We start from the raw sequence: 22,596 nt of genomic DNA, 5'->3' as shown, positions 1-22,596 counted from the left end.
ATAGGCTGTGGGTTCCATAGCCTATCTTCTATATAGGGGAACAAAAAGACAGACTAAAAGGAGATCTCAGGATGAAATCAAAATTATTCCTCTGCGCGGCTCTGGCTGCGGCTCTCTACGTGACGCCGTCTTATGCAGCTGATTATTCCGCACAGGTTGTGAGTTTTTCTCAGGAGGACCCGGACAACCTCTCCATCGAGCTGACCGGCTCCAAAGTAATTACCGACGATTTTTCATTCAAACTTCCATCCCAGGCATTTTCGAGACTCATCATGGTTCCGAGCGGGGATTCCTACGAGGTATATGAAAAAACAGCCTATGAAGCCAACGGAGGCGGACTTCTCTTCCGCATTCTCGCATTTGAGGACACGCATTACCGCGATTTAAACGGCTGCACCATCTTAGGCTTCTGCGGCAACAAGATCTTCATTCTGGATCCGCACTACGACGAGCAGTATGCCAGCGACAGCGAAGAATATACACAATGCAAAGAAATCGTGACCTCGATCAAGAAGAGTTTCATTTCCTATATCAAAGACGCCGGGACGGTTGAGTAGCATCGAATCGAATATAAATATGCAAAAAGAACGTCAAATTCTAAGTTTTTCGCTTGGGTTTGACGTTCTTTTTTACTTTAAACTCTTCTATTTTTGGCTCTTCTATTTTCGTCTTTGTGCCATAGAGGTCCCTTACAAGACCGCTGATGGTCGTGTACTGGCTTCTACGCAGGTAACGGACTGCCAGCATAGAAGAAACAACCGCGCCGATCGCCCATGCTGTATCATACCAGCCTGCCGACAGCCCCACGGTAAAAGCGTTCTCCGCGATACCGATCGTCGAAGCGCCGCCGATCGCCAGACCCGCGATACTAGCTGCCACGACAAACGCATTATTTTTTCCTTTATATAAAAGGAAGTTCTCTGAATCCTTTTTCTGGCTGTAAGACACATAGATACTGATGCCAAATAGCAGAAGCACATATAAAATAACAATTAGCAGCGGAATATTCATTACTTCGCGCCTCCATTTTCCTCTGCCTCGCGGCAAATACGCTCGTAGGCTTCCTTTGTCTGTGGGAGCACGCTTCCGCCGTACGGAATTACATATACATCTTTTCCGTTAAAGTCTACCTCTGCCAGCAGAGCCTTCATATCTTTAAACGATCTTACGCCCATATCCCGAACCAGCTCCGGCTCCATGGAAGACAGAAGCAGCGTCTTCGAACGACGGATGGACTCGCAGGCTGCGTAGAAAATATAGCCGCCGATAGTGAAAGACGCACGCAGTGCCTCATCCAAGCATCCCTTAGAGAGAGGCTTAATCCAGTCGAAGAAATCCTTGGAACCGCTTCCCTCCGGGCATTCCGCCAGCATAATGAGTGTACCGCCCTCTTTGACCGCTCTCGATGCGTTAAACAGCGTCTTGGTGGACTGATAAAAATTCAGATCCTTCGGGAAACCGCCGCAGCTTGCAATTACGACATCTGCCTGATAGTCAATCGGCAGTCCGTATCCCTTCTGTACATAACTGCAGCTTGCCTGCCATGCCTTGTCAAACTCACCACAGAATAAACCGCTGTGGCGGGAAGATGTATCTACCACGATATTGATACCGAATGTAACATGTACCATGGCACCTGCCTCGCGCATATCCAGGTTGATCGGGTTGTTCTCCACCAGACCGCTGCCGACACGCACATCCGTCATCGGTTTCTCCGGATCCAGCGCACGCTCATGGTTCATGCGGATCGTCTCACGGGAAGCAATACCTGGAACGATGCTCTTTCTTCCGCCGCCGTAGCCTGCCATCAGATGGTGCACCGTACCGCCGATGCAGATGACCTTTCTGCCGACTGCCAGCGGATTGACCGATACACGCGTTCCAAAGGACGTCGTACCGATGTATACCAGATCCGGCGCATCGCAGTCATGGTCAGTCACGCTCGCTACATGGTCGTAGACAAACTCGCTTGCAAGTTTTCTGCGATCCTCCGCCGTATTCTTGCGGTGTGTTCCCAGTGCAACCACAACCGCAATCTGGTCATATCCCACGCCTATCTCATCGTGCAGATATTTTACCAGAAGCTCGCAGATCACGTCCTGACGCATCCAGAAACGCGTCATATCACTGATCACGATCGTAACCGGATCGGTCGGTGCAATCAATTCCTTTAACGGCTTCGTGCCAATCACACCATCCGTCACACAATGCAGAAATTCTGCTTTTATATCTTCAATGACCCGCATCTTATTTTCATACAGGTATTTTACACTCTTCGCACCGTCAATCTCAAAATCGACCGCCGACGTTCCGTACTTTAAATGTACTTGCTCCATTGTCTTTCTCCTTCACATTTCCTCATCTGCGTTAAACAGTTACGCTTTAAACCACTAAAGTATATAGTAAAGCACCTGTTTTGTCAAGTCTTTCACAAAACAGGTGCTTTATTTTTTATAATTTATATGATATTTTCAATCTCCCCGGTACGCCGCATACATCTGCGTCGTTGCCATATCCGAATGTCCGAGAATCGTCTGAACCGCCCGCATGTCTGCACCTCTCGCAATCAGGTGCGCCGCAAAGGAATGGCGCAGCGTATGCGGTGTGATATCTTCCTCAATCCCGGCTTTCTCGCCGTAATATTTGATAATCTTCCAGAATCCCTGCCGGCTCATCGCGCCGCCTGTACAGTTGACAAAGAAATAGTCCGATCCCTTTCCACGCAGCAGCTCGTTTCTCGCATGTTCCAAATACTCCTCCAGCGCTGCTTTCGCCGAACGTCCAAATGGGATCGTCCGCTCCCTCTCCCCGTCGCGACAGACCAGAAATCCAATGTTCATATTGATATCTTCCATCTGGATCCCTATAAGCTCTGACACCCGGATTCCGGTCGCATATAAAAGAGCCAGCATCGCCTTGTCCCGAATCTCCTTCGGTGTCTGCCCGGATGGCTGTGCCAGAAGCGCTGATACCTGATCGACACTCAGGACCACCGGCGCCTTTTTCTCCACTTTCGGCGCATGCAGACTTTCCGCCGGGTTCCGCCGGATGCATGCCTGCATACATTCATAATTAAAAAACGCTTTCATCGCCGCCATCATCCGTGAAATGGTGGTAGCCGCCTTTCCCTGCTCTTCCATATGAAGAATATATCCATGCAGGCTGGTCTTTGTCACCTTCGCCGCCTCCCGGATCTCTTTCTCCTCCAGATAAGTAATCATCTGCATCAGATCTCTCCGATATGACTGTACGGTATTTTCTGATGCCTGTTTTACCTCCCGCAGGTACTGTTCAAATCTGTCTACTTCCCCTCTCATACTTCCCCAATCTATTCTCGTAACCATTTCCGCCATTCTTTTATTCACGGCATTTTCTGCCAAAGCCCCAGCCTGCAGGGCAAATATCGTTCCGCGGCAATCCTATCGATTTCTCCATCTGAACCATCCATTCTCCTGAGGTTTTCTCACCCTATCTGCAACTTACCTTCTTCTCCACAAGCGGGGCTTTTATCGTCCGCAGGTATCATTATATCTACATTTTCCCATAAAATCAAACATAATTTTCCCCACTTTTCCTACATTTTTCGACTGATTTACATAAAAATACAACATATGGTGCGTCCACTTTTTTCACCCCCATATGTTGTAAATTTTGAATTATATTTTTATTCGGACAGCCCCATTAAAATGGGCAGTGTGAGACCAGTAATGATACAAAACCAGGATTCAGCCACACTTCCAGCGCAGTTCCCATCCCCAGCACCAATAAAAGGATTAAAAATCCAGCCGTCCGTATCCGCCTCTCCTTTGCAAGCGCCCAGGAAAGAAGCAGCCAGAACACAGGAATATAAAACACCACCTGTGGAAATAACGTTGCCACAAATACAGGCAGTCCCCAAAAACCGCCCCAGCCAGTAAATCCTGACAGCAGCCATGCCTGCTCCAGACCTAAGACGAGACAAGCCCCCCACGCAGCCAGACATGCGACCGGCGTCATACCTGCCAGCCACAGCATCAGCGCCATCCCTGACCGCTGCAGCCAGACCTGAAAAAACAAAGTTCCCCGGCTGGCTGCCTTCATTCCGGCGTTTAGATGCCAACCGGCACCCGATGGATCTCCAATTCCTTGTCCAAGCCTCGCTGCCAGCACACTTTCCAGCCCGGCATGTCCGCTCCCGGACGAAATTTGAAAACAAACGGCTGCTATCGTCCCCAATACAATCCCAAGGATCCAAAAAAACACTGATACATCCCAGGTACTTAAAGCCGGAAGCCGGAATCTCCTTTTCACATGCAATCCCTGCCTATTCCTTTGTTACCTTATCTGTATTCAGTGTTTTTTATAATATGCCTTTATATCTGCCTCTATATGCTGTTAGCTTCATGCGTCTTTCAACGTTTAATCCATATATTTATTTCATCACAGATGCTCACAGTGCTTCGCTGATCCTTATTTTTACTTCTGTCCTGCTTTGCAGGCATACGCCAGAATCGCGGACACAGTCTTTCCATCCGTCAGCTCTCCTGCGTAGATCCGTTTCAAAAGGTCGGAAAGTTCCCACGCCTCTACCTCAATCTCCTCGTCCGGGTCAAGATGCTGATGGGTTTTCTTGAGATCGCGTGCCAGAAAAATATCCAGCGCCTCATCACAGAACGCGATCGTTGTGTTGACGCTCATCAGATATTCCAGATGGTCACAACGGTAGCCCGTCTCCTCCTCCAGCTCGCGGTACGCGCAGTCAATCTTCGCCTCATCCGGCGAATCCAGCTTACCAGCCGGAATCTCCAGTGTATAGCGGTCCAGCGCATTGCGGTACTGACGCACCATGAGAATCTTTCCATCCTCCGTAACCGGAAGCACCGCTGCCGCGCCGTCATGATGGATAAAATCCCATTTTGCCTGATGTCCGTTTACCTCGACGGTATCTTCGTACATTTTCAAGATGGTTCCCTGATATTTTAACTCTCGTTTCAGGCGTTTGACCGGCACGGACTCCAGCGATGCCTGCTTTTCTACTTCCTGTTCCATATTTTCTCACCCTTATATCCAGGTTCCTTCTGGGTTCTTTTTCAACATTTTTTCACTATTTCAGGTCGATGCACTTCTCATAGCATGCGTCACATGCCTTGATAACCGCATTCCGCAAACCATACTCCTCTAGGACGCTGACCGCGTAGATCGTCGTACCGCCCGGCGAGCAGACATCATCTTTGAGTGCGCCCGGATGCTTGCCGGTCTCGAGTACCATCTTCGCACTGCCGACAACGCCCTGCGCCGCCATCCGGTAAGCCACATCTCGCGGCATGCCGTACTTAACGCCCGCATCTGCCAGCGCCTCGATGAACATATAGATGTATGCCGGTGCACTGGAACTGATACATACAACCGCATTCATCATATATTCCGGAACGATCTCCATCATACCAAAAGATTCAAAGAAATTGCTGATCATCTGCTTTTCTGTCTCTTCAAACAGCTTCTTGTCGTAGCAGACACCTGTCATACCCTCGCCGATCAGCGCCGGCGTGTTCGGCATCGCACGCACGATACGGCGGTCACCGCCCAGCTTCTCGTTGACACTGTCAATCGTGATACCCGGTGCAATCGAAATAATAATATTTTCTTTCGTTACATGGTCCTTGATATCTGCCAGTACATTGTCATAAAACTGCGGTTTTATAGCTAATACGATATATTTTGCATTTTCCGCACAATCCTGGTTTGTGTCAACCGCCTTGACACCTGTCTCTTTCTCTATCTGTGCCACTCTCCGGCGGTTCAGATCCGTAAAAGTGATGTCTTCCGTTTTATATTTGTTCAGCAGGCTTCGCATGATCGCATAGCCGATATTTCCCATTCCGATAAAACCAATTTTCGCCATAATCTTTGTCTCCCTCCATCTGCCATCCGGCACTTCCCTGCCGGATGAGCCTCCATTTGTTGTCTGACTGCAGCTGCTCTTTCCAACAGCCACATCTGGCTTTCTATTCAGCATCTTGGTAACGGTTCAATCTTCTTACCATTACGCCACAATAAATGCATGAAGCTGCTAAATAATCACTATTTTTCAACTCTATCATGCTATAATACTCGTCTTTTGGACAGTTTGCAAGCAAAATTTCTCCGCCTGCCTTCACGCTCACGACCCTTTATTTTACCCTGCTCATGCAAATTTTCAGTCTGTCCGAAAAACAGAGTTTCCGTTTTCCGCTTCATGAAAAAAAAACTGTATTTTTCTGTATTTCTTTCTCTCTCAAAAAAGATGTAAAGAATGTGCTTTGGCACATTCGGGCGTCTCGCGCGGTCGCTTGCGACATGTTTCTGCTTCGCGCGAGCGCGCATCCTCGCGGAGCGTTTTTTTGTTTCATAGGACGCAATTTCCCATGAAACAAAAAAGTCTTATGAATGTAATGTATCTTCATCCATAAGACTTTTATTTTCATGCTCAAGTTTACTCCATGCAGCCCTGCTGCCGGGTTTTATTTGGCGTACTCGGTAACTCTCGATTCACGGATTACATTGACCTTGATCTGTCCCGGATACTGTAACTCTTCCTGAATCCGCTTTGAAATCTCTCTCGCCATCAGAACCATATCATCGTCGCTGACCTGTTCCGGTACAACCATGATACGCACCTCGCGACCTGCCTGAATTGCGTAGGATTTATCAACACCCTTATAGGAGTTCGTGATATCCTCCAGCTGTTTCAGACGGTTGGTATATGTTTCCAGAGTCTCTCGTCTCGCACCTGGACGTGCCGCTGAAATCGTATCAGCTGCCTGTACCAGACATGCAATCAAGCTCTGTGGCTCTACATCGCCGTGATGGGCTTCCACTGCATTGATAACGGTTGCGGACTCTTTGTACTTCTTACAGAGCGCCACACCCAGTTCTACGTGGGTTCCCTCCTGCTCGTGATCGACTGCCTTTCCAATATCATGTAATAAACCTGCACGTTTGGCGGTCCGTACATCGACGCCCACCTCAGCCGCCAGAAGTCCGGCTAACTGTGCAACCTCAATCGAATGCTTCAATGCATTCTGACCGTAGCTTGTCCGGAATTTCATCTTACCAAGCAGCTTGACAAGTTCCGGATGGATACCATGAATGCCAACTTCCAGAAGAGCCGCTTCGCCCTCCTCGCGCATCATGTTTTCCACTTCTTTCTGTGCCTTCTCTACCATCTCTTCGATTCTGGCTGGATGAATCCGTCCATCCACAATCAGACGTTCCAGTGCAATACGCGCTACCTCTCTCCGGATTGGATCGAAGCCAGACAGGACAACTGCCTCCGGCGTATCGTCGATGATCAGTTCCACGCCCGTCAGAGTCTCCAGTGTACGAATATTTCTTCCCTCACGTCCGATAATTCGTCCCTTCATCTCATCATTCGGAAGCTGTACGACTGATACGGTTGTCTCAGCCACATGATCCGCAGCACAGCGCTGAATCGCTGTCACCACATAATCCTTGGCTTTCTTCTCTGCTTCCTCTTTCGCTTTCGCCTCGAGATCTTTGATCAGCTTCGCCGTATCATGCTTTACATCTTCTTCCACGGAACGCAGCAGATATTCCTTTGCCTGTTCAGAGGTTAAACCGGAGATCTTCTCCAGTTCCAGCATACCTTTCTCATAGAGAGCCTCTGCCTCCGCAGTCTTTCTCTTAAGTGCCTCCTCCTTGACATTCATACCCGCTTCACGCTTTTCCATCGCTTCTGCTTTTTTGTCCAGGTTTTCTTCTTTGCTCAGTACACGTCTTTCATAGCGCTGAAGCTCAGCTCTTCTTTCCTTTGTTTCTTTCTCAAGCTCATTCTTTGTCTTTAACGACTCTTCCTTCGCTTCAAGGAGAGCTTCTCGCTTCTTTGTCTCAGCAATTTTCAATGCTTCATCTATTATTTCCCTGGATCGTTCTTCTGCGCTTCCAATCTTCGCCTCATATGTCTTCTGGCGATGCTGGTTCGCAACGACCCAAGTAATAGCTGCTACAATAACACCTGTAACGATAACCGCAATTATTACTTGTGACACAGGAGCACCTCCTTATTTAGTTTTCATTGTACGAAAATACAATACTATAATTTTAAACGGTTTTATACAGTATGTCAAGCAGAATAAGCGCTTCCTAACCAGCTTCCTGGGACACCTTCAGACAGCGTTCTGTTCTGTTTCATAATACATTTGCACGTTCACAGTCATGAAACAAAATCCATTCAAAATCATCTTTGGTAAATGACTCTGCGCCTGAAAGTCAACTAAATGCATCCTCCCGCTCCTTCATCTCTCTCCGGATATCTTCCCATGAAAATCCCCGCCTCATCAGATAGGCAATGATCTTTTTTTCCTCCTCCGGCGCTGTCTCTCCCGCCCTGTAATGCTTCTTCTCAAGCAAAACGCGGATTGCCTCGCCCGAATCATGTTCTGTCTCTTCCAGCTGCTCCCGGATGATCTCGCGCGATATGCCTTTTCGCTGCAGGTAAAGCTTCAATTCCGCCTGGCTTTTCCGCGTTCCATGAACCTGCAGGTAATTCGCCGCATATCTGGCATCGTCCACAAAATGATATTCCTGCAAAAATCCAATCGTCTCCTGCACGATCGAATCCGGATACCCGTCCTGGAAAAGGCGGCGGCACATTTCTCCTTCCGTCCGGTCCTGCACCTTCAAAAGATTCAGCGCCCGCTCATGTGCCCGGCGGCTTAAAAGATCCAAAAGCTCCCTCTCCGTTCTTTCTTCCAAAACCGCGCCCTCACAGACACCGTATTTTTCTAATTCCCCATTATATAAAAGAAAGGCAAAGTCCTCATCCGTGAAAACTTTGCACTTTCTCTTATCCAGGGATTCTACGCGTTCAATCCGCATATACAGCCCCTTTTCATAGCTACAGTTCACACGTTGCCAGCTGTAACTTTTCCTGTTACTGTTCACACATATGTGCCCTGTAACAGGATTTTACTCTATTTTTCGTCCTCTGCGTCCACTCCTACCGGCGGAAGCTCCGTCGGTGCTTCCTTGGACGCCTCCGGCATCATCGTGTCTTCGGAAAGTCCGTATTTGACACGTACCTTGTTCTCAATCTCAAGGCAGATTTCCGGATTTGCTGCCAGGAAATTCTTCGCGTTCTCGCGTCCCTGACCGATCTTGCTGCCCTCATAAGCATACCAGGCGCCGCTCTTCTCCACGATGTTCTCCTTCGCCGCCAGATCCAGGATATCGCCCTCACGGGAAATACCTTTTCCGAACATGATATCAAACTCTGCCTCACGGAATGGCGGAGCAATCTTGTTCTTCACAACCTTGATGCGGACACGGTTTCCAATCACTTCGCCGCCCTGCTTCAGAGACTCAATCCGGCGGACATCCATGCGGACAGAAGAATAGAACTTGAGTGCCCGTCCACCGGTCGTAACCTCCGGGTTTCCGAACATGATACCAACCTTCTCACGCAGCTGGTTGATAAAGATAACGATACAATTTGAACGGCTGATTGCTGCGGTCAGCTTTCTGAGTGCCTGCGACATCAGACGTGCCTGCAGACCTACGTGGGAATCACCCATCTCACCGTCAATCTCTGCCTTCGGAACCAGTGCGGCAACCGAGTCCACAATCACGATATCGATCGCACCGGAGCGCACCATCGTCTCGGTAATCTCAAGCGCCTGCTCGCCGTTGTCCGGCTGGGAGATATACAGATTATCGATATCAACACCGATCTTCTTCGCATATGCCGGATCGAGTGCATGCTCTGCATCGATAAATCCAGCGATACCGCCTCTCTTCTGTACTTCTGCCACCATATGCAGGGCAACCGTCGTCTTACCACTGGACTCCGGTCCGTATACCTCGATGATTCGTCCCTTCGGAACACCGCCCAGTCCCAGTGCAATATCCAGGCTCAGGGAGCCGGTCGGAATCGTCTCTATATTCATATTCGCACCAGAATCACCCAGCTTCATCACCGAGCCTTTTCCGTATGCTTTCTCAATCTGTGTCAACGCAGCATCCAATGCTTTCAGCTTGTCTTCTTTATTCATCTTTCCCTCCAAAGCGCCGCTCCGCGGCCAATCACGAACAAACGTTCTAAACTTAGCTCTATCATAGCGGATCCGGCTGTAAATGTCAACTGTTTTCTTTTGGTTTTCCCCCGGACGCACTGCAGGATGCTGCCGGATCTATAACCTGATTCTGCGATTCAAAGTATCTACAATTATATCATTTTCCGGCTGGTTCTGTCTATTATTTTGCCGAGAAAAGCTGCTACCCGAACTGTGTCGTACGGAATTTTCAGTTCAGGAAATTCCTACCTGTGAACAGTTACGCTGCCACCATTACTGTTCACACAAAACCTTCCGTTGCAAAAATGCCTGCCTGTACACGTCATCTGGCACCGCCCCGCTTCTACTCTAACAGCCGCCCGATATCCAGCGCCCCCCAGCCCTGCTGGTTGCGCGGCAGCCCCAGATCCACTGCCCGCTCTTTAAAGCGAAGCTTCACATCCCGGTTCGTCATGTCCGGGTTCTGCTCCAGCAGAAGCGCCGCCGCCCCCGCGACAAGCGGCGTAGACATGGACGTCCCGCTTTTAAAACGGTACCCGTTCCGCCGCAGGTTACAGCTCACAATCCGTGATCCAGGCGCCACAATGTCCGGCTTGCAGATGCAGGCGTCCGTCGGCCCCCGCCCCGAATAGTCCACCATCCGGCTGCCTGCCACCTCTACCTCCCGGTCATCATCCGCACATCCCACCGTGATGACCTTCCGGCTGATCCCCGGCGTTGTGATCGTGTGCGCGGCTGGACCATTATTTCCCGCTGCCACCACGACCACATACCCGGCATCCCACGCCGCATCGACACCGCGCACCAGCGCCGAATCCTCGCTCATTCCCTTCGGTGTAAAGGAGCCAACCGATATATTGATAATCCGGATCCCGTACTGGCTGCCATTCTGGCGCACCCAGCGAAGCCCTGCCAGCACATCCGATACATACCCATTTCCCCTCTGATCCAGCACTTTCAGGCAGACCAGCTGCGCCCCCGGCGCCACACCCTGATAGCGTCCCGCCGACGCCGTGCCGCTGCCGGCAATCATCCCTGCCACATGCGTTCCATGCCCATTGTCATCATACGGCTGCTGCTTTTTCTTAAGGAAATCCCGAAATCCGTAAACGCAATTTTCCAAATCCGGATGCAGAAATACCCCTGTGTCCAGGATCGCCACCCCGACGCCTTTTCCTGTCAGTCCTCGTCTGTACGCCTCATTGCAATGAATCCATTCTCTCGCCCGGTTCACAGGAAAAAGCCCCCATATTCTTCCCTTACTGTTAGAATATGGGGGCTTTCGCCGTATGTGAATGCAGCCTCTTATTTGTGGAAGCTGTAATAGACGGTTCCGCCTGCCAGTCCACCGCGGAACTGCGCCAGCTCACTGACCGTCACCAGCTGATAGCCACGCTCCACAAGCGCCGGAATGATCGTGACTGCCGCATCACCGGAAGCATTGTAAAGCTCATGCATCAGAACCACCGAGCCATCTTTTACCTGGTTTAACACGGTCTGCACCGATGAAGCCGCATTGCGCGTCTTCCAGTCCAGCGTATCCACATCCCAGAGTACGATCGGCTGGCTGATATTGGCAAGCACAGTGCTGTTTTTTCCACCGCCCGGAAGACGGACTGTTTTCGGTGCCTCGCCTGTGATCGCGGCAACCGCCTGATTGCAGGCCTCCACCTGCTGACGAATCTCCTGTGCGCCTAACTTCTGGAGATACTTGTGATCCTGCGTGTGATTTCCAATCTCATGCCCATTGGCATACATCCGCTGAATCTCACTCTTATAGGAATTCACACGGTTTCCGACCACATAAAAGGTCACACGGCCGCCGTACTGTTCCGCGCAATCCATGATGCGGTTTCCAACCGGGGCATACGGACCATCATCAAAGGTCAGTGCCACCATCGGTGCATTCGGATCGATATAACGACCGCCGCTGGCTACCATTCCATCCGGAACCTGGCTGTCCCCCTGCTCCGTTCCCTGTGTCTCAGAAGCAGTCTGTCCGTTATTTCCTGTCTCCTGGTTCTCTGTTGTCTGCTGTCCTTCCGCTGCGCCAGCATGATTCTCGCTGCCAGCAGCCGTCTGTGCATCCCCCGCCTCATTCTGGGAACCGGACGCCTGCTCCCGCCTCTGAATCAGCTCCATATCCGATGCCGGTCCGGACGGCACATCATCCGCATACGCCGCAAACGACGCCCCTACCGTACAGACCGCCGTAAGTAACAGTGCTGCTGCTCTCATTTTCCATGTTTTTCTCATACCGCTCCAAACCCTCCAAATTGTTTTCTTTTTCTTCTGCCATTCCGATGCAATCCGGAACAGCCGACCATGTGACATACTCACGTACAATGGTTTTATTATATCACACTCTTCCTTTATTAAGAACACTTCGTCCCATTTTACTTCTTACATTTTTCTGACAAGGTTAGTGTTCACGCATACGTGCCCGGTAACGGAATTTGACGTGGTTTCGCATTTAAATACGGCAAATTCCTGCTACCTCCACGTTCTCTTATGACGCTTTCGATCCCAAATGTGCCTGCCTGTAAACAGCTCCAAAGAATATTCATAAGTATTTTTAATAAATATTTCATATTGTGTAATACACCTAATATATGCTATGATAAAAATGATGTCGTTACGCATCACAACGCGTGCAACGTAACACATGGAGTTTATTGACAAAAGAGTTGAAAGGAAGTAACAAATGGGCGGATTTTTTGGTGTCACATCAAAAACAAACTGTACACTGGATCTTTTTTTTGGTACGGACTATCATTCCCATCTGGGAACACGACGCGGTGGTATGGCGGTTTATGGAGAAAACGGTTTCAGCCGTTCTATCCACAATATCGAGAATTCCCCGTTCCGTACAAAATTTGAGCACGATGTCGATGAAATGCAGGGTAACATGGGCATCGGCTGTATCTCAGATATGGAACCGCAGCCTCTGTTAATTCAGTCGCACTTAGGAAGCTATGCCATTACCACAGTCGGCAAGATCAATAATGAAAAAGAGCTGATTCAGGAAGCATTTAAGAACGGGCATATTCATTTCATGGAAATGAGCGGCGGCAAGATCAATGCAACCGAGCTGGTCGGCGCCATCATCAGTCAGGCAGATTCCCTTGTTGAAGGTCTGAAACTGGCACAGGAAAAAATCAAGGGTTCCATGACCATTCTCCTGCTGACCCCGGAGGGCATCTATATCTCCCGTGACCGCCTCGGACGTACCCCGGCGATCATCGGACGCAAAGATGGTGCGTTCTGTGTTTCCTTTGAAAGCTTTGCATACATCAACCTTGGATACACGGACTACAAAGAACTGGGACCGGGCGAGATCGTCCGCATGAACGCCGACGGCGTAGAGGTACTCAGCCCGGCTCGCAAGGAAATGAAAATCTGTTCTTTCTTGTGGGTTTACTACGGTTATCCGACCTCCTGCTACGAAGGAATCAACGTCGAGGAAATGCGGTACCACTGCGGTCGTATGCTTGCCAAACGCGATCAGTCCGACGCCGATCTGGTAGCCGGAATCCCCGATTCCGGTATCGCGCATGCAGTCGGCTACGCCAATGAATCCGGCATTCCATTTGCCCGTCCATTCATTAAATATACCCCAACCTGGCCGCGTTCCTTCATGCCGACCACCCAGAGCCAGAGAAACCTGATCGCACGTATGAAGCTGATCCCGGTAGACGCCCTGATCCGCGACAAGAGTCTGCTCTTAATCGACGATTCCATCGTCCGCGGCACCCAGCTCGGCGAAACAACCGAATTTCTGTATCAGAGCGGTGCCAAAGCAGTACATATCCGTCCGGCTTGTCCGCCGCTGCTGTTTGGATGTAAATATCTGAACTTCTCCCGCTCCAATTCCGAGCTGGACCTCATCACACGCCGCATCATCCGCGACCGTGAGGGCGACAATGTTTCCCCGGAGCTTCTGGATGATTATGCAAACCCAGACAGCCAGAATTATAAGGAAATGGTCGAAGAAATCCGTAAACGCTTAAACTTTACCTCCCTGCAGTTCCACCGCCTCGACGATTTAATCGAGTCGATTGGTCTGGAACCGTGCAAGCTGTGTACGTATTGCTGGAACGGAAAAGAATAATGTTGTAGAATACGTTTCTATGATAACCAAAATGGCAGCCCATCAATTTCTGCTGATGAGCTGCCATCTTTATTCTGTTAATTCTCTGCCAATCGTTTTATCAGCACCGTGCCTTTATAGTTTATACAAGCACACCGCCAATACCCACATCACTTCTGCCCTGTCACCATCATATAACGGTTATGTGCGTCCTTCAGACAGGCAATGAGCGGCTTCTGAGTCAGTGCAAAATACCTTTCCCGGATACTCTGCTGCATCTCGTCCAAATCCGTTTTCAAACTCTTTCCAAGCAGCATCGACACAACAAAATTGCGCGTCACCGACAAAATCGTATTGCACTCCAGATCAAGAATCTTTCCCGTCGCCCGTTCTACTACAAAACTCACATAAAACTCGCCGTGCAGGCTGTAAATCGCGTCCTCCTTGCTCGGTTTCGCCTGACCTACAACCAGAATCGTATCATCCTTATACATTATATCGTTTCCCCTTTTCTTCGAAACTGCCCTGATAAAAGCAGTTTCATCCATATACTGGTTTTATGATACCATGTTCTTAGGAAAGGTACAAGCTACGCTTCCTCGGAACCATATAAAATATGTAGGATTACAATACATCGTAAAAGGAACAGAAGAAACCAAACGCTCTCACATTATTTTTACGGATGCCAAATGGCTGCGGACTGATTTTGAAAAATCAATATTTTTTAGAATTTCCCAGCCTTCGCAGCTTCCTCAATTCCTACCGCAACCGCCACAGTAGCGCCGACCATCGGGTTATTACCCATACCGATCAGACCCATCATCTCTACATGAGCCGGTACAGAGGAAGAACCTGCGAACTGTGCATCGGAGTGCATACGTCCCATGGTATCGGTCATGCCGTAGGAAGCCGGACCTGCTGCCATGTTATCCGGGTGAAGGGTACGTCCTGTACCGCCGCCAGATGCTACGGAGAAGTATTTCTTGCCTTTCTCGATGCATTCCTTCTTATATGTACCTGCTACCGGATGCTGGAAACGGGTCGGGTTGGTGGAGTTACCGGTGATGGAAACGTCTACGCCCTCTTTCCACATGATCGCTACACCCTCGGTAACGTCATTTGCACCATAACAGTTTACTTTCGCACGAAGTCCCTTGGAGTAAGATTTTCTCCACAGTTCTTTCACTTCGCCTGTGTAATAATCCATCTCTGTCTCTACATATGTAAAGCCGTTGATACGGGAAATGATCTGAGCCGCATCTTTGCCAAGACCGTTTAAGATAACGCGAAGCGGTTTTTTACGAACTTTGTTTGCTTTCTCTGCGATACCGATCGCACCCTCTGCGGCTGCAAAGGACTCATGACCTGCCAGAAAGCAGAAGCAGTCGGTCTCTTCTTCCAGAAGCATCTTACCTAAGTTTCCATGTCCCAGACCTACTTTACGCTGATCTGCTACGGAACCCGGAATACAGAATGCCTGCAGTCCCTCGCCGATCGCTGCCGCCGCATCGGCAGCTCTGCGGCAGCCTTTCTTGATTGCGATTGCCGCGCCTACCGTGTAAGCCCAGCACGCATTTTCAAAACAGATTGGCTGGATCTTCTTTACCTGATCGTATACATCCAGTCCGGCATCCTTCGTGATCTTCTCAGCTTCTTCGATCGAAGCAATGCCATAGCTATTTAATACGGAATTGATCTTGTCAATTCGTCTCTCGTATGATTCAAATAATGCCATTGTGATGTTCCTCCTTAACTATGTACCCTGTGATTATTTGTTACTGTTCACGCATGCGTGCCCCAGCAACGCGATTTTGCCGATGCTTCGCATTCCAAATCGGCAAACTCCGATGTCAGAAGTGTATCGTACGGAATTTTCAGTTCAGAAAATTCCTATCTATGTACAATAACAATTATTCCTGTCTCGGATCGATAATCTTAACTGCATCGTCTACACGGCCGTACTGACCTTTTGCCTTCTCATATGCAGTGGTCGGATCGTCGCCCTTCTTGATGAAGTCGGTCATCTTACCTAAGTTTACAAACTGATAACCAATGATCTGATCTTCTTCATCCAGTGCAATTCCTGTTACATAGCCTTCTGCCATCTCAAGGTAACGCGGACCTTTTTTCAGAGTTCCGTACATCGTACCTACCTGAGAGCGGAGTCCTTTTCCAAGGTCTTCAAGGCCGGCACCAATCGGAAGCCCCTCTTCAGAAAACGCACTCTGCGTTCTGCCATATGCGATCTGGAGGAACAGCTCACGCATGGCGGTGTTGATTGCATCACAGACAAGGTCTGTATTTAATGCTTCCAGTACGGTTCTTCCCGGAAGAATCTCTGCTGCCATCGCTGCAGAATGGGTCATACCAGAACATCCGATCGTCTCTACCAGAGCCTCCTGAATGATACCTTCCTTAACATTCAGGGTCAGCTTACAAGCACCCTGCTGCGGCGCACACCAGCCAACACCGTGTGTTAAACCGGAAATATCCTTTACTTCTTTGGACTTAACCCACTTTGCTTCCTCCGGGATCGGAGCAGCGCCGTGATTTACGCCCTGGGCTACTGGACACATATTTTCTACTTCTTGTGAATAAATCATTGTAAGACTCCTTTCGAAATGATTGGATTTTGTACTTTGTTAATTTTATCACATCAATCCTGTCCCTATTATCTCACGAAATTCTCAATTCGTCCATAGGTTTTTTGTAACTTTTCAGACGGTTTCCTCATCTTTCTTTCTCTCCAAAAAACATACAAAAACACGACAAAACTGACGAACAGAATACACCCCTTTACCATGCTGGAAATACTTAACGCCCACCAGATACCGCTAAGTCCCATCACAGAGGACAACAACACCGCCACTGGGATGCGCGCGGAGGTAAAAGTCACGCTAACGATCGACGGATACAGCGTTCGCCCCAGACCGGAAAACGCACCGATCGAGGTCTGTTCCACCATCATAAACATCTGGCTCAGTCCCACGATCCGCAGGTAATTGACGCCTATCGCCATGACCTTTTCTTCATGCAAAAAGATCGAGAACAGCGGACGCGCCATTCCGATCAGCAAAAATGTCGTGCAGAGTCCCCACGCCGCCGTCATCGCGATCGCACAGAAATAGCCGCGGCGCACACGGTCATACCGCTTCGCCCCATAATTCTGTCCGAGGAATGCATTGACTGCCGCCGAAAAGCCATCTCCGACCATCCAGGAAACGGATTCAATCTGACTGCCAACACGCTGTGCCGCCACTGCCAGATCACCCCATCCGGTGATAAGGCGGGTCAGAATCATCGAAATTCCAGCGTAAATCAGGTTCTGCACCGCCGACGGCACACCGATCCGCACGATCTCCCTCCAAACCTTCACCGGAACCAGCACCCAGAGACGCAGATGCGGAAACAGCACCTTTTCCCGCAGGACTGCCTTGAAAAACAGGAGGCTTACGAGCGCCTGTGCCGTGACCGTCGCAGCCGCTGCTCCGCTGACTCCCAGTTCCGGAAATGGTCCGATTCCAAAGATCAGCACCGGATCCAGCACAACATTGAAGCCAAGCCCCGCCACGTTGACGATAAACGGTGTCCGGCTGTTTCCCGCCGCCGTCAAAAGTCCGGTCAAAATCGCATTTAAATAAGAAAAGATCACAAGCCCGCAGGCGATCCGCACATACCATTCTGCCTGTGCAATCACCTCCGGGCTGTTTAATTTAAAAAATCCAATTAACCGACTGGCTCCAAAGAGCGAAACCAGCCCATACAGCACGGCAAACAAAATTCCCAACTGCAGCGCACCTCTCGCATACTGCGCCGCACTGTCATTTTCTCCCGCACCAAGACAATGGGCGGTCTTTACCTGACCGCCCGTCCTCGCCAAAATCGCAAACCCCTGTGAAAACCAGGTATACATACCTGCCGATCCCACCGCCGTGACGGCGCCCGCCCCGAGGCGTCCGATCCACGCCATATCGGTCAGATTGTAAAGCATCTGAACCAGAGAAGTCGCCATGATCGGAAGAGCCAGTCGGGTCAGTGCCGGGGCGATTGCTTCATTCAGCAAATCTACATGATGAGATTTCATTATTTTGCAGAAAGATACTCGTCGATGCCTCTTGCACCTGCTCGTCCGGCTTCCATCGCGAGAATAACCGTAGCCGCGCCAGTCACTGCGTCGCCTCCGGCGTAAACGCCCTCTTTCGTTGTCTTTCCATTGCTCTCATCCGCCACGATACATCTCCAGCGGTTGATCTCCAGACCTTTGGTTGTATTGGAAATCAGCGGGTTCGGGGAAGTACCCAGCGCCATGATAACGGTATCTGCATCGATGGTGAAATCAGAACCGACCACCTCAACCGGACGTCTTCTTCCAGATTCATCCGGCTCGCCAAGCTCCATACGGCGGCATACGATGCCTTTGACCCATCCGTTCTCATCCTCGAGAATCTCAACCGGGTTGGTCAGAAGGTCAAAATGGATGCCCTCCTCTTTTGCGTGATGTACTTCCTCCACACGTGCCGGAAGCTCTTTCTCACTTCTTCTATATACAATATGAACTTCTGCACCGAGACGCAGAGCCGTTCTTGCCGCATCCATCGCTACGTTTCCGCCGCCGACTACGACTACCTTCTTTGATTCCATGATCGGTGTGTCATAATCATCGCGGAATGCCTTCATCAGGTTATTTCTGGTCAGGTACTCATTCGCAGAAAATACGCCGTTGGCATTTTCACCCGGAATACCCATGAACTTCGGAAGTCCGGCGCCAGAACCGATGAATACTGCCTGGAAACCTTCTTCATCCATCAGTTCGTCGATTGTGATAGATTTTCCGATAACTACGTTTGTCTCAATCTTAACGCCCAGCTTGCGGACATTCTCGATCTCCGGCTGTACAACGCCGTCCTTCGGAAGACGGAACTCCGGAATGCCGTAGGTCAATACTCCGCCCGGCTCATGAAGTGCCTCGAAAATGGTTACTTCATAGCCCAGTTTTGCCAGATCGCCTGCACAGGTCAGACCTGCAGGACCGGAACCGATGACTGCTACTTTCTTTCCGTTTGTCTTCTCCGGCGCTGCCGGTACAAAACCATGCTCACGGGACCAGTCTGCCACGAAGCGCTCAAGTTTACCAATGGAAACCGCCTCGCCCTTGATACCGCGCACACACTGTCCCTCACACTGGGATTCCTGTGGGCAGACACGTCCACAGACTGCCGGAAGTGCCGAAGAAAGTGCGATGACTTTCGCTGCCTCCTCAATATTTCCCGCTTTTACTTCCTGGATAAACGCCGGAATATCGATGGAAACCGGGCATCCAGCGATACATTTTGCATTTTTACAGTTCAGACATCTCTCAGACTCCGCAACTGCTTCTTCCATATTATAGCCGAGACATACCTCTTTAAAATTAGTCGCACGTACCTTCGGATCCTGCTCTCTGACCGGCACCTTTTTCATCATATCTCTCTTTGCTTCCATTATTTGTCACCTCCGCACTGTCCGCATCCGCCGTGATGCGTATCGCCTTCTTTCAGACGCAGCATCGCTCTGCCTTCCTGAGTCTTATAAATTCTCTGACGTTCCATCGCCTCATCAAAATTAACGAGATGTCCATCAAACTCCGGTCCGTCTACGCAGGCAAATTTGACCTGATCGCCTACGGTGACACGGCAGGCACCACACATACCGGTTCCATCTACCATGATCGGGTTCAGGCTGACAATCGTCGGAATCTCCAGCTTTTTCGTCAGCAGGCAGACAAATTTCATCATGATCATCGGTCCGATTGCAACACAGACATCGTACTTGCGTCCCTGTTTTTCAACTAAATCCTCGATGACACCTGTAACCATACCTTTAATGCCAAAGCTGCCATCATCGGTTGTGATGTAAAGGTTTCCGGCTGCCTTCTCCATCTCCTCGGTCAGGATCAGCAGATCTTTGGTCTTAGAACCTACGATAACATCTACATCAATGCCGTGCTCATGCATCCATTTTACCTGCGGATAAACCGGAGCCGCACCGACACCGCCGGCTACGAAGAGGTATTTCTTCTTTTTCAGCTCTTCTACATCCTCATGGATAAACTCGGACGGATTTCCAAGCGGTCCTACGAAATCATGGAATGCATCCCCAGCCTTGAGGGTACTCATCTTCTCGGTAGAAGCTCCCACGGTCTGGAATACGATCGTGATCGTTCCTGCCTGACGATCAAAATCACAAATAGTCAGCGGGATTCTCTCGCCCTCTTCGCCCATCTTGACGATGACAAATTCGCCCGGCTCACATGCACGCGCTACACGCGGTGCTTCTACAACCATCAGATAAATCTTATCTGCCAGTTTTTCAGCTTTTAAAATCGGGTACATTCTATTCCTCCTTACAGTTATATGAACATTTTATTGTTTGACTTTTCAGAATTCTCAATTATTTTACCACTTTGTCCTATTTTTGACAACCTTAGAGCGATTCCTTTTCCAGCTTCCGATATTCCCTGAATTCATAGCACAAATTGAAAAATGTCTGCTCGCCGCTTCGTCTTACCAGTTCCCAGCCTTCTTTCTCCAGATCAACCATATGTGTGTCTGCCACATAGGAAAAATCAATCCAGGTGATCTGCGCTGTGTCGCAGAACGGAAGAAACTGCCGATAAATCGACTCGCCGCCGATGATGACGACATCTACATCTGTCAGATGTTTTTCCTGTTTCAGCTCGTCAATCCGCACCAGCGCCTCCTCGACACTGTGGCAGATCTCTGCCCCCTTTACGCTCAGAGCCTTCTTTTTTGTCAAAATCAGGTTGATTCTGCCATCCAGCGGTCGCTGAGCCGGGAAAGTCAGAAACGTTTTATAGCCCATCACGATGATTTTTCCCATCGTTTCCTGCCGGAATAATTTCTGATCCGCCGGGATCACCGTCAGCATCTGCCCTTTATTGCCGATACCCCAGTTCCGATCCACTGCCGCAATCAGCTGAAAATGTCTCGGAAACCGTTCCGGAAACTGTCTTTTGAGTGTCTTCATCATGCTCGCCGCATTGATATAGAATGCCTCGTCTGGCTGTTCTTTCTTATCTACATGAGAATGGAACACGCGCTCCATCTCCCGAAGCGCCGTCTCTTCTTCCGGGAACCGGTTCATAATATCAATCATTGCATCACGGCTGTCACGAAGCTTCTGCATCAGGACATCCCAGATCGTCGCCTTATCCGCTTCACTGACAAAGCCATAGTGGTTTAAAATAATCTCTTTTGCATCCAATTCCGATGAATACTCGATCGATTCTTCTGCCGCCTTATAGTCTACCAGAAACGACGGCATATAACTCCCATCATGCCCCATGACGCCTACCGTCTCACTGCACAGCATCAACTCATCATCAATCAGGTAAGACATGGAACATTTCGTGTGGCCGATCGTCGCAAACGCGTAGATCGTATGGTCGCCCAGTTCGATCGTCTCGCCGTCCTCCAGCGATACATCAATCTGTAAATCTGCATCGTCATATTCCGAATCCCATGGAAGCCCCGCCGCTTCTGCCGCCTCGCCGCTTAGACGCCGGATCGTCTTCAAAGCGCCCGGTTTCACTAAAATTTCTTTTGCGCGCTCGGAAGCATATGTTTTCACCCCCGGCCATGCTTTCCGCACCGCCGGAAGCCCCGCTACATGATCATAATGGGAATGGGATAAAAGAACCGCGTCTAACTCTGCATCGCCCAGTTCTCTTTTTATATTTTCCACCATCTGATCGGCAGCATACGCCATCCCCGCCTCGAACAGGAGATTGGCTTTTCCCTTTATCAAAAACACCGCACCGCTTCCGCAGCCAGATACATCGATCACCGTCATTGCTTTCTCATCCTTTTTGTTTGAATTTAAAATCGAACCGAGAAAATTTGAACAAAAACAAATCCTCAAATCCATATTTCGTATTTGATTTTACTGGATCTTTATGAAAAATACAAGGACTGGTTCAAATCAGATGAATGTAAGGAATAATAGGGTAACTGTTCACAAATAGGAATTTTCTGAACTGAAAATTCTGTACGATACAGTTCTCGCAGCAGATTTTGCCGATTTGGAATGCGCAGCATCGGCAAAATCCCGTTGCTGGGCACACATGTGTGAGCAGTAACATAATGGGATTTTTAATAACAGAATGCCGCAATTTCATTCCAAACAAACGGAACAATATCTGAGCGGGTGTGGCTGGGATACTCGGACAGATTTTCTAAATTATAAAAAGGATCGGCACCGATATGAAATCGTGTGTTTCGTTACACAGATTCCGGATCAGCGCCGATCCTCTGGGTGGTTGGTTTTAATTTAGTAAATTATGGGGAAGAGCTGCACCCCAGCATGCTCAGTGGCTTCAGCGTGCTCAGTGCCCCAGCTAAAAAAAGCTGCGCTTTTCTTCGCTGGACGGGCTGCGCCCTATAAATCAGTCCAGCAAGA

At 49.5% G+C, this 22,596-nt stretch carries 20 protein-coding genes; 2 read left to right on the top strand and 18 right to left on the bottom strand.

The features are described from left to right. Positions 1-71 precede the first annotated feature (71 nt). A complete protein-coding gene (locus tag DWV73_RS07780) occupies positions 72-557 on the top strand; it encodes a hypothetical protein (protein WP_107000334.1) in 486 nt (161 codons plus the stop codon). A 40-nt stretch (positions 558-597) separates the two neighbouring features. On the opposite strand, the gene DWV73_RS07775 is transcribed toward DWV73_RS07780, so the two are convergent. From DWV73_RS07775 to DWV73_RS07720, 11 genes are all read right to left on the bottom strand, one after another. Beyond that, positions 598-1,011 (bottom strand): hypothetical protein, encoded by a 414-nt coding sequence (locus tag DWV73_RS07775; RefSeq protein WP_233430181.1) that lies wholly within the window; start codon positions 1,009-1,011, stop codon positions 598-600. Continuing rightward, positions 1,011-2,336, bottom strand: a complete 1,326-nt coding sequence (gene larA / locus DWV73_RS07770) for a nickel-dependent lactate racemase (protein WP_117796360.1) — start codon at positions 2,334-2,336, stop codon at positions 1,011-1,013. Before larA ends, DWV73_RS07775 begins: the two co-directional genes overlap by 1 nt. Before the next feature lie 135 nt (positions 2,337-2,471). After that, on the bottom strand, positions 2,472-3,317 hold the full coding sequence (xerA, locus tag DWV73_RS07765; RefSeq protein WP_117796474.1) for a site-specific tyrosine recombinase/integron integrase: 846 nt from the start codon (positions 3,315-3,317) through the stop codon (positions 2,472-2,474). Between the two features lie 364 nt (positions 3,318-3,681). Beyond that, positions 3,682-4,290, bottom strand: a complete 609-nt coding sequence (locus DWV73_RS07760; protein ID WP_118482368.1) for a hypothetical protein — start codon at positions 4,288-4,290, stop codon at positions 3,682-3,684. A 165-nt stretch (positions 4,291-4,455) separates the two neighbouring features. Further along, on the bottom strand, positions 4,456-5,028 hold the full coding sequence (locus DWV73_RS07755) for an NUDIX hydrolase (RefSeq protein WP_117796358.1): 573 nt from the start codon (positions 5,026-5,028) through the stop codon (positions 4,456-4,458). 55 nt (positions 5,029-5,083) lie between these two features. Further along, entirely contained in the window at positions 5,084-5,995 is a 912-nt protein-coding gene (proC, locus tag DWV73_RS07750) for a pyrroline-5-carboxylate reductase (RefSeq protein ID WP_347472256.1), read from the bottom strand. A gap of 484 nt (positions 5,996-6,479) precedes the next feature. Next, entirely contained in the window at positions 6,480-8,027 is a 1,548-nt protein-coding gene (gene rny, locus DWV73_RS07740; RefSeq protein WP_107000340.1) for a ribonuclease Y, read from the bottom strand. 220 nt (positions 8,028-8,247) lie between these two features. Next, positions 8,248-8,856 carry a regulatory protein RecX gene (locus DWV73_RS07735; protein ID WP_117796356.1) on the bottom strand — a complete coding sequence of 203 codons (609 nt, stop codon included), beginning with the start codon at positions 8,854-8,856 and terminating at the stop codon, positions 8,248-8,250. 95 nt (positions 8,857-8,951) lie between these two features. After that, entirely contained in the window at positions 8,952-10,028 is a 1,077-nt protein-coding gene (recA, locus tag DWV73_RS07730; protein WP_022359677.1) for a recombinase RecA, read from the bottom strand. Positions 10,029-10,392: 364 nt separating this feature from the next. After that, positions 10,393-11,283 carry a S8 family peptidase gene (locus DWV73_RS07725; protein WP_022359678.1) on the bottom strand — a complete coding sequence of 297 codons (891 nt, stop codon included), beginning with the start codon at positions 11,281-11,283 and terminating at the stop codon, positions 10,393-10,395. Positions 11,284-11,354: 71 nt separating this feature from the next. Further along, entirely contained in the window at positions 11,355-12,305 is a 951-nt protein-coding gene (locus tag DWV73_RS07720; RefSeq protein WP_117796355.1) for a polysaccharide deacetylase family protein, read from the bottom strand. Between the two features lie 448 nt (positions 12,306-12,753). On the opposite strand from DWV73_RS07720, the gene DWV73_RS07715 reads away from it, so the two are divergent. Beyond that, positions 12,754-14,160: an amidophosphoribosyltransferase gene (locus DWV73_RS07715; RefSeq protein ID WP_117796354.1), complete on the top strand. Its 1,407-nt coding sequence runs from the start codon at positions 12,754-12,756 to the stop codon at positions 14,158-14,160. A gap of 149 nt (positions 14,161-14,309) precedes the next feature. Here DWV73_RS07715 and DWV73_RS07710 read toward each other — a convergent pair whose 3' ends face one another. The 7 genes from DWV73_RS07710 to DWV73_RS13150 form a co-directional block, all read right to left on the bottom strand. Beyond that, entirely contained in the window at positions 14,310-14,633 is a 324-nt protein-coding gene (locus DWV73_RS07710) for a DUF3870 domain-containing protein (protein ID WP_022359681.1), read from the bottom strand. Between the two features lie 230 nt (positions 14,634-14,863). Beyond that, positions 14,864-15,874: a GGGtGRT protein gene (locus DWV73_RS07705; protein ID WP_117796353.1), complete on the bottom strand. Its 1,011-nt coding sequence runs from the start codon at positions 15,872-15,874 to the stop codon at positions 14,864-14,866. A gap of 175 nt (positions 15,875-16,049) precedes the next feature. Then, positions 16,050-16,742, bottom strand: coding sequence for a hypothetical protein (locus tag DWV73_RS07700; RefSeq protein WP_022359683.1), 693 nt, complete (start codon positions 16,740-16,742; stop codon positions 16,050-16,052). 68 nt (positions 16,743-16,810) lie between these two features. Next, complete coding sequence (locus DWV73_RS07695; protein ID WP_117796352.1) at positions 16,811-18,223, bottom strand: MATE family efflux transporter; 1,413 nt, start codon at positions 18,221-18,223, stop codon at positions 16,811-16,813. After that, positions 18,223-19,620: an NADPH-dependent glutamate synthase gene (gltA, locus tag DWV73_RS07690; protein ID WP_117796351.1), complete on the bottom strand. Its 1,398-nt coding sequence runs from the start codon at positions 19,618-19,620 to the stop codon at positions 18,223-18,225. Before gltA ends, DWV73_RS07695 begins: the two co-directional genes overlap by 1 nt. Continuing rightward, on the bottom strand, positions 19,620-20,510 hold the full coding sequence (locus tag DWV73_RS07685; RefSeq protein ID WP_022359686.1) for a sulfide/dihydroorotate dehydrogenase-like FAD/NAD-binding protein: 891 nt from the start codon (positions 20,508-20,510) through the stop codon (positions 19,620-19,622). The genes gltA and DWV73_RS07685 overlap by 1 nt, the downstream gene beginning before the upstream one ends. A 91-nt stretch (positions 20,511-20,601) precedes the next feature. Beyond that, a complete protein-coding gene (locus tag DWV73_RS13150; protein ID WP_333549855.1) occupies positions 20,602-21,990 on the bottom strand; it encodes a dihydrofolate reductase in 1,389 nt (462 codons plus the stop codon). Positions 21,991-22,596: the final 606 nt, after the last annotated feature.

Source organism: Clostridium sp. AF12-41, from assembly GCF_003461685.1.
Taxonomy (GTDB): domain Bacteria; phylum Bacillota; class Clostridia; order Lachnospirales; family Lachnospiraceae; genus Otoolea; species Otoolea fessa.
This window is presented reverse-complemented; position numbering and strand designations above follow the sequence as displayed.